This window comes from Bacillus sp. JJ1503 (assembly GCF_036965125.1).
In the GTDB taxonomy this organism is placed as follows: domain Bacteria; phylum Bacillota; class Bacilli; order Bacillales; family Cytobacillaceae; genus Cytobacillus.
Genome location: NZ_JBALOZ010000220.1, coordinates 1 through 8,672, shown reverse-complemented (window position 1 = coordinate 8,672; position 8,672 = coordinate 1). Strand labels below are relative to the sequence as shown.

Below are 8,672 nucleotides of genomic sequence, written 5' to 3'. Positions count from 1 at the left end.
AGTCATTAAAGACATATTCGACCTTATTATATATTTTCCTTTTATTTTTGACAAATTTTTCGCATGAAAAAAATAATAATTCTTACACTAAGACTAAACCTCTATCCTAAAAACCATGTTTAATCACTATTGGTAGCTAAAATACATGAGTGGATATTTGTGAACATTTTATAAACTTATAGTGAATACAGTGTTAACTCTAAAAAACTGTATTATAATGGGATCAATATCGTTCTGAGGTGAGTTACGTGGAACAAACTTTAAAAATTACAAATGTTTTATCAGATCCAACACGTTATTATATTTATCAATACATTACGAAAAGACATAAGGAAGTAACTGTCCAGGAAATCGCAGATAATTTTAATATTCATCCAAACGTTGCCAGGCTACATCTTTCAAAGCTAGAGGATGTTAATATGCTTGTATCAGAGACGCAAAAAACTGGAAAAGGCGGGCGTCCAAGCAGACTTTATCGTTTATCAGATGATGTGATACAGCTTCATTTTCCGTATCGTGACTACCAGCTCCTTTCAAAGATTGCTATGCAATCATTGCTTTCACTTGGTGAAGCTGCTAAACAGGCTTTATACGATACAGGTAAAAAGTTTGGACATGAATTAATTGAGCAAGAAACGAGCCGTTCTGCTCAATTTAATGAGTCGCTTTCATTCGAACAAAAACTAAATATTATTAAAAATGCAGCTATCATGTCAGGATTCCATCCAGAATTTGAAGCAAATGAAGACGATTCAAAAATTTATTTTCAAATCTTTAACTGCCCATTTAAAGAAGTGGCTGGAGATTATTCAGAATCTGTTTGCGGTATGCATTCAGAGTTTCTTAAAGGGATGTTTGAAGCATTATTTGGTTCTGTAGAATTAGTCGAAAATGCAAATATGCTAAATGGCTGTGAAACATGTGCTTATCATGCAATTGTTACAAAATAATGAAATAATAGTTCAAAGGATAATCGGAAGCATGAACCCGTCGCGCTTCGCCTATATCCTCGTTAATCAATATTCATAAAGAGTGGTTTACTTTTAAGTTGGGAATAACTTATAATATGTAATGATGTACTTGTAATGGTAAAAGGAGGGATACATATGGATCGTATGTACAGAGTATTAGGATTCTGGACAGGGATTTTTGCAGTCATGTTCTTCGTAGGCGACATGTATACAACATCTTTAATCTTCTTCGGCCAAACAGGATTTTTCCTGCTTTTAAGCTACTTAAAGCTTTCAGAGCGTATGTATATGTATGTTTTTGCCGCATATTTAACAGTGTTCTTCGTTGGCTTCACTTACTGGTCAACGTTTATGATGACACCAGGAGTAAGTGGTCATTAAGAATTATACCTACATAATAAAAAAGCGATGTAAGCATCGCTTTTTTATTTTTTTCTATTCTATTCCTTTTTTCTGCAATATTACATGAAATGATCCGCTAATACTTGAAGGCATAATGAGACTCCGAATCGCTCGATTTCTTTTGCTTACTTCTGAAAAAGGGTCGGGGTCATAATGATTCTGCAATTCATCTAATAAACCTGTAGTTAATAAGAATTCATCCTGTCTCCATTTCTGCTGAAAAGCCAATCCTAACTGATTCCCAATTCGGATAAGAGAATCAAAATGAACATGACTTGTAATATCCATCTCTCCTGGATGCATGAGTACATGATTAAATTGCTGATGCTGATAATATCCTCGAAGACTGCCATCTCTTCTTCCTAGCTCCTGCCATTCTTCGTTCGTATAACCGTAGTCAACAGTGAGAACCAATCCTTTTGTAAGCGCATTGGCTATGTTACTGATAACCTCCTCCATTAATAAAGGAATTTCAATTCTTTGTTTATTATTTAATTTTAATCCGCTGCTCTTAATAAAGGTCATTATCTTCTCATTTTCCAATGGTACAGCTATTTCAACTAACTGATCATTGTTTAGGCCAATCATCAGCTCCATCAATTGTCCATTATGGTTTTCGATAACATGAACAGGAAGAGCATCAAACAATTCATTTGAAAAGATTAAACCCTCAAATGGATTAATTTCGTCTAAACCTTCAATTTGTTTCACGTAATCGTTAAAGTGCAGTACTTTTTGCTGCACCTTTCGATGATACGGACTTGCTTCTAAAATATAATAACGAATCGGGACCGATGAAAGGTGATTCCATTCATCAATAAATGCTTTTGCAAAGCGGCCAGTACCTGCTCCAATCTCACATATAGCCGGAGCAAGCTTCAATTTATTCATTTGCTTATAATACCATTTCGCTATGGATTTGCCGTAAAAATCTGATATATTGCTTGAGGTGATGAAGTCCCCTTTGCGGCCAATCTTCTCCTTTTCTCTCATATAATAGCCGTACTCGGGGTGATAAAGTGCCACTTCCATATATTCCGCATATGTAATCCTTTTGAATGGGTGGTTCGATATAAACTCTTTTAAAAAATTTATCATAAAAACTCCTTTTTTAAGTTAACACTATTGACACGATGAAAACTTTATTATATTGTAAATTAAGTAGCTTAACTATATCCCCTCCCATTATATGAATAGAACATCCCCCAGAAAAGCCCTTCTCATTTGAGAAGGGCTTTTCTATTTCATAGCCGCCTTTTCCACATTTCAAATGTTAAAAGCCATTTAAAAATGGGTTTGTATCCATCTCTTGTCCGATTGTAGTGGCAGGTCCATGTCCTGGAAGAACGATCGTTTCTTCTGGCAACCCTAATAATTTATTATGTATGCTATTTAATAGCTGCTGATGATTTCCGCCAGGCAGGTCTGTCCGCCCAATGCTTCCATAAAACAATGCGTCACCTGCAACGACTAAGCCTGAATCCTTGATATAAATGGAAATACTCCCTGGTGAATGTCCTGGAGTTTCATAAATTTGGAGGGTAAAATCCCCAATCCTGATCTCTTGTTCATTATTGATAATAATATCTGCAGGCTTGCCGCTAATATTCGGTATCATTTCATAACGCGAGGAACCATTTAATGCCGGATCAAGAAGCCAATCAGCCTCTTTTTCATGAATATATACCGGAATATTGTACTCCTCCCTAATATCATCAACTGCTCCAATATGGTCAAAGTGAGCGTGTGTCAGAATAATCGCAACCGGCTTTAATTTCGCTTTCTGAATATAGCTGCTCAGCTTATCACTTTCCTCGCCAGGATCGAAAATTAAGCAAATATTATTTTCCTTTGACAATATGTAGCAATTCGTTTGTAATGGACCTAGTGGAAGCTGATTCCATTCCAATACTAACACCTCCAAAAAGCTTAATTTAGCTCTATTCTACACTATATGGATTGAACTATTAAAGGAAACGGCCTTAAAATATATTTAAAGCAATCCTAACAAAGGAGAATAAAATGAACATATTTTATGCGGTTGAAGCAAATATTATTATGGAAGAAGTACCTGACTTTAAGGCTATTATCCTTAGTGACACTAATGTTTTTGATTTTATTGAAACTATATTTATATATGAATCAGAAAAGGATGCTGTTGAATCAAAGATTTTATTACTCGAAGCTGGGTTGTTTGAAAATCAGTTTGAGCTTATCCAATTAACCCCCGGAGTTATAGGAGACACCTTTACAGATTTCGGATTCATTACAAATTCTCATACATTTCTGCTAAAAGAAATGGTTTGTGGATTTTCAATATGCGGCGGTGCAAACGAAGCGATTCAAATGGCTCTATTTCAGCTTGAGGAGCATTTGATTTTTAATACTGAGAATGAAAAAGCGGCTATTTATTTCGTGGAACATCATTTAAAAGATTTAGTAAAGGGGATAGCCAATGCGTATGACATAGAAGTGTCATTTTTTGAACTCGACAAACAGAGGAAAAAAATATAAAATATAATATGAATGTAAAAATAAGTTACATACAGGTTTTTCGAACGAGTTTTTCTTAATTTCTAGGCATTTGCCTGCTGTTGATCATTAAAAGGGGGCTATTTATTATGGGACTAGTCATTATTTTTGCATTGGTTGCCGTTCTTGCAGCTTTTGGTACATTAAGTGCACTTAAGAACAAAAATGTTCTTGGTATCGTTTTCGGTGCTGGCTCATTTGTTTTTTTTGGCGGATTTGCTCTATTAACACTAATTAACAGTGGTTATCCTGCTGTACACTAATTTTTCAAAAAAGACTGTCCTTGTAATAAAAGGACAGTCTTTTTGATTCAACCATTAATAATCTTTCACTAACGGAATAATTGTTTTTGTTTCTAAGTTAATCAGTTTTTCAAAATAAAACCCATACAAGCATTTATCTCCGCTTGGAGCACAGCTTAATGGCTCATTCTTCATGTTATCTATGATAACCTTTTTATCTCCATTTACGATATCAAACGAAATAAGCTGGAATCCATTCGTATACGTATCCGCATCTGTACTGAAAAGAGGCTGTAAGGAAATAAAACGATGATTTTGGTCAAAGTCAAAGTAAGGAACAAGCCAGTCTGAAAAACGTGTTAAATGCGGTACAGAAATGGAAGCAAGCCTCTCAAGTTCCTTTGAAAAAAAGGTGTATTCTGCTTCATTGCTATTTTCTGGATTCACCGTTATGGTCATCAATAGATCTTTTACTGTCTTTATATAATATATTTCATTAAGCAAAAATTTTTCATTCGGCTCATTTATGTTTCTTTTGACGAGAGGAGCAAAGAGAGAGAGATCATTTTGACTCCAGTTTAAGTAAATTATTTCATCTTTAGCAAACCAATATACGAATGGCTCCTTATTTTCAATCTCATCCAATGTCTTATCCTTTATTGATAGCAAGTATACTGAATAATCCCATCCCTCCGTAAATGACGAAATAAGGATTTTTTCTTCATCATAAGGATTCCATTCGAAATGAATTTCAAATGCACTTATCCGTTTATTCAAAATTTCTTTTCCTTTCGTATCGACAATCGAAATGATCCCTTCATATGAATTTGGAGCGGAATGAATCAACACTTGATTGCCGGAAGGGCTAGCCATTACTGATGAAACAGGTGCCTCGCTTTCCAATATCAAATGGGTTTCACCTGTAAAAATATTATAGGTGTATATATTTGTCCCTAGTTCCACATTTGTCATATAAATTATCGTATCATTATTTAGCCAACCATTTATTGAATTAAATTGTCCTTTTTGAATAGGAACAGGGGCTTGGACTTCATTTAACAAAAAAGAATGAGGAATCGCTGCCTTATGTAATGATTGACTATGCTTCTGGATTGGCTGTATCCCTGTTTCTTTCTCGGACTGACACCCAACTAATAAAAAGAGGAGGAAAAAACATAATAAATAAAACAATATGCCAGTGCTTTTAAATTTTTGTATCAAATCCTCCCCCCTTTTTCCCCTGTACATAGTATTACGGAATAAAATCTAAAATGTTTCATTATGGCTATTCTTTATTAAAAGGAAAAAGCCGAAAAACGGCTTTTATCATTCATTTTACATGTATAAGGCTGCTAGGTAAATACCAAGCACTTCTTCAAATATTTCATCAAATTGGGATAATGGCAAAGGATTTATTCCCTTTCCGAGCTCAATGGTAAAACCAGGACGGCGGAATTCTTTAATGAACCAATCTTTATAGCCTGCATAGCTTTCGATATATTGAACTGACCTATATCCGCTCACTCTAGCAAACTCTCTCGCCAATACACTTGATTCTGGGGGTTCCATTCCTTCATATCCCCAATAAAATTCCTCCCCTTGTGTATGAAAGGCAAGCGCACGGTTAAATTGTCCCGATCTTGTTAGTTCTGCCATCGCAATGGCCTCGGGCTCAGTTAATGGGGCACTACCCGGATAATCTCTAGCGGCTGGGGACTTTTCAGGGGACCTTTCCTTTTCGGTTTCCCATTTTGCAGGAAATTGATCATTTAAATCAACACCTCTAATATTTGCTTTCCAGCCGCTAAAATTTGAGCTTCCCCGATTGATTCCAATCACTCGCTCTCTTACATCCTCTGTAGGGCCATTTATCACTAAATTTACCCCATCCGCATTTACCATAGGTACAATGGAAATATCTACTGACTGGTATAAAGGCATCGTCTGGAGTCCTCTTATCGGTTTCACATTTGTTAAAGATAATAGGAAATGGTTCAATAAAGCCATTAAAATCCCCGAGGTAATCCATTCATTAGCATGAAAAGAAGCATTAAAATGAACTTTTTTTGTTCCTTTTCCTAATCGAATCTCTTGAATCGGCTTCCCAAGTACAGTGTTGCCTATTGTGTTTATCTTTATGAATGGATAGATGGTTTGTAAGCTTCGAATATCCTCAGTTAGAGCCTCAAAATTATAATTCCTTTTCCCATTGACAATGGGTGTTATCACCCTGGATGGGATTAGTATGGTTTCCCCTGCTTGAAGGTGGTTTGGGTTTGTTTTTGGATTCATTAGGAGTAATGCATCAACGGATAGATGTCTGGCCTGACTTAGCTTCCAAAAGGTATCCCCATTCTTTAGTTTATATGGAACTGCTTTAAATCCTGGAATCTGGATGTCCTGTCCTATGTTTAAGGAGTTTGGATTAATCGAAGGATTTGAATCCGTTAATAAATTCAGAGGGACCATGAAAAGGCGGCTATAATACCACAGTGTATCTCCAGCACGTACTTTAACTTTCATTTTATCTTCCTCCCTTATCCATTCATTTTTATGAATGTTTACAGAAAAAAATGCAAAGGGAACAAAAAAGCCCGCAATTATATGATTGCAGACTTTCTCTCTTTATTCGGCATTAATAAGTACTTCATTTTCATAAAGGTTTGAGCCCATAAGCTCTTTATCCTCATAGAATCTCAGCAAGTCACCATAAATAATCTTGTCGGAGTATTCGAGCTCATTTTTTGCTTTTTCTATATATGGTTCACAGGCGTTACTTTCAGTAGGCTCTCCTGTTTTCTTATCATAGCAAGTTTCACGTGTGTAAATATAATCTTTTGTAATAAAACTTCCATCCCTCAGAACAGTAAATTCCAATTTATCCTTTGAGAATAAATCTGAACCAAAATCGATATTATTCTTCGTGTTAATGCCTAATAAATGAAGAATTGTAGGTTTGACATCAATTTGACCAGAGACAGTGGATAATGTTTTGCCCTTTTGTCCAGGAATGTGGATGATGAATGGCACTCTTTGGAGCTGTGTACTTACAAATGGTGTTACTTCCGTTCCCAAAAACTCACCCATTGTTTTATTATGGTTTTCCGAAATGCCATAATGGTCTCCATAAAGAATGATGATCGAATCATCATACAAGCCCTCTTCTTTCAGCCTTTCAATAAATAACTTTAAAGCCTCATCAGTGTACCTAACAGTTGGAAAGTAATTATTAACTGTTTTATTATTTGACGTATACGGTTCAATAAATCGATCCTCTTCATCTATTTCAAATGGAAAGTGATTCGTTAACGTAATAAATTTTGCGTAAAACGGCTTCGGCATTTCCTTTAAATGCTGAATCGATTGTTCAAAGAAATCAATATCTTTCATTCCCCAGCCTACAGAGTTCTCTTCCGTAACTTCATAATCAGGCAGTGAGTAGAAACGGTCATATCCTAATGATTGATACATAATATCTCTGTTCCAAAAGCTCTTATTGTTCGCATGCAAAGATGCAGTGAAATAGCCATTATCGCTTAAAATATCAGGTGTCGCAGTATATTCATTCCCAGAATGTGTAAAGAATACAGCCCCACGGCTTAAAGGATAAAGGGAGTTCTCTACGATAAACTCTGAATCTGAAGTCTTGCCCTGGGCAGTTTGGTGATAAAAATTCTCAAAATAATAACTATCCTTAATAAATTGATTTAAAAACGGCGTGATTTCTTGCCCATTCACCTTTTCATTAATAACAAAACTTTGAGTTGATTCCATAGAAATTAATATGACATTTTTATTTTTTGCAATCCCAAACATTTCATCGTCCGGTTTTTTGTAGTTAGCATGGATATAGTTATCAATATCCACTAACTCACTGCCATCAGCCAATGCTCTTTGTGCAGATGACTTCGATTGAAGAAACATATCATAAATATGGTAATTATACGTTCCGATGTTTTTGACAAGCATTTCGCGGTCAAATGTACGGGTAAGCAGCTGAGGACGCTCCGTCTCAGAAAGTCCAAGATTAAAAAAAGCAATGGCAGCTGCAATTAAGAAAAACGCTCTTCGGTCGACTTTAGAAAATTCTTTGTACGAAATAAAAGCCGGTTTAAGGACGACAATTATTGCTAAAATAATAAAATCAGCAAAATACAGTATGTCAGTAAAGCTAAGCAATTCATTCACACTACTGCCGAGATCACTCATATTGCTAGTTTGAAAAAGGACGGGAATCGTTAAGAAGTCGTTAAAAAAACGATAAAAGACGACATTGGCAAACAATACCGCTGAAATAGCAAAACTTGAAATAAGTATATAGCGATTACGGTTCTTTTCTTTAAGAAATAAGCTAATCCCAAAGATAAAGAGTAGGAAACTCAATGGGTTGATGAATAAAATAAATTCTTGCTTCCAATTTTCTATTTTAATATCGAAGCTAGTTTTATAGGTAATGTACGTTTTTAGCCAAAGCAGCACAATCGCAATTCCAACAAGCGATATCTTTGACCATTTGAAATTCTTC

9 protein-coding genes are annotated in these 8,672 nt (G+C 35.4%); 4 read left to right on the top strand and 5 right to left on the bottom strand.

The genetic code is table 11. The features are described 5' to 3' along the window. The first annotated feature begins 248 nt into the window (after positions 1 to 248). Entirely contained in the window at positions 249 to 950 is a 702-nt protein-coding gene (locus V7149_RS16530) for a helix-turn-helix transcriptional regulator (RefSeq protein ID WP_335346705.1), read from the top strand. Positions 951 to 1,106: 156 nt separating this feature from the next. Then, on the top strand, positions 1,107 to 1,352 hold the full coding sequence (locus tag V7149_RS16525) for a DUF2626 domain-containing protein (protein WP_066293532.1): 246 nt from the start codon (positions 1,107 to 1,109) through the stop codon (positions 1,350 to 1,352). Positions 1,353 to 1,406: 54 nt separating this feature from the next. On the opposite strand, the gene V7149_RS16520 is transcribed toward V7149_RS16525, so the two are convergent. Further along, the gene (locus tag V7149_RS16520) at positions 1,407 to 2,471 is read right to left on the bottom strand and encodes a class I SAM-dependent methyltransferase (protein ID WP_335346704.1); all 1,065 of its coding nucleotides are present in this window, start codon (positions 2,469 to 2,471) and stop codon (positions 1,407 to 1,409) included. Between the two features lie 175 nt (positions 2,472 to 2,646). Next, positions 2,647 to 3,282, bottom strand: coding sequence for an MBL fold metallo-hydrolase (locus V7149_RS16515; protein ID WP_335346703.1), 636 nt, complete (start codon positions 3,280 to 3,282; stop codon positions 2,647 to 2,649). 113 nt (positions 3,283 to 3,395) lie between these two features. Between V7149_RS16515 and V7149_RS16510 the strand changes: the two genes are divergently transcribed. Together V7149_RS16510 and V7149_RS16505 are read left to right on the top strand one after the other, a co-directional pair. Further along, positions 3,396 to 3,887: a hypothetical protein gene (locus V7149_RS16510; RefSeq protein WP_335346702.1), complete on the top strand. Its 492-nt coding sequence runs from the start codon at positions 3,396 to 3,398 to the stop codon at positions 3,885 to 3,887. A 107-nt stretch (positions 3,888 to 3,994) separates the two neighbouring features. Continuing rightward, positions 3,995 to 4,168: a DUF2759 domain-containing protein gene (locus V7149_RS16505; protein WP_335346701.1), complete on the top strand. Its 174-nt coding sequence runs from the start codon at positions 3,995 to 3,997 to the stop codon at positions 4,166 to 4,168. Between the two features lie 54 nt (positions 4,169 to 4,222). Here V7149_RS16505 and V7149_RS16500 read toward each other — a convergent pair whose 3' ends face one another. The 3 genes from V7149_RS16500 to V7149_RS16490 all read right to left on the bottom strand — a co-directional run bounded on the left by V7149_RS16500 (position 4,223) and on the right by V7149_RS16490 (position 8,650). Then, entirely contained in the window at positions 4,223 to 5,368 is a 1,146-nt protein-coding gene (locus V7149_RS16500) for a hypothetical protein (RefSeq protein ID WP_335346700.1), read from the bottom strand. Between the two features lie 114 nt (positions 5,369 to 5,482). Continuing rightward, positions 5,483 to 6,670, bottom strand: coding sequence for a M14 family metallopeptidase (locus tag V7149_RS16495; RefSeq protein WP_335346699.1), 1,188 nt, complete (start codon positions 6,668 to 6,670; stop codon positions 5,483 to 5,485). 102 nt (positions 6,671 to 6,772) lie between these two features. Beyond that, entirely contained in the window at positions 6,773 to 8,650 is a 1,878-nt protein-coding gene (locus V7149_RS16490; RefSeq protein WP_438824124.1) for an LTA synthase family protein, read from the bottom strand. Positions 8,651 to 8,672 lie beyond the last annotated feature (22 nt).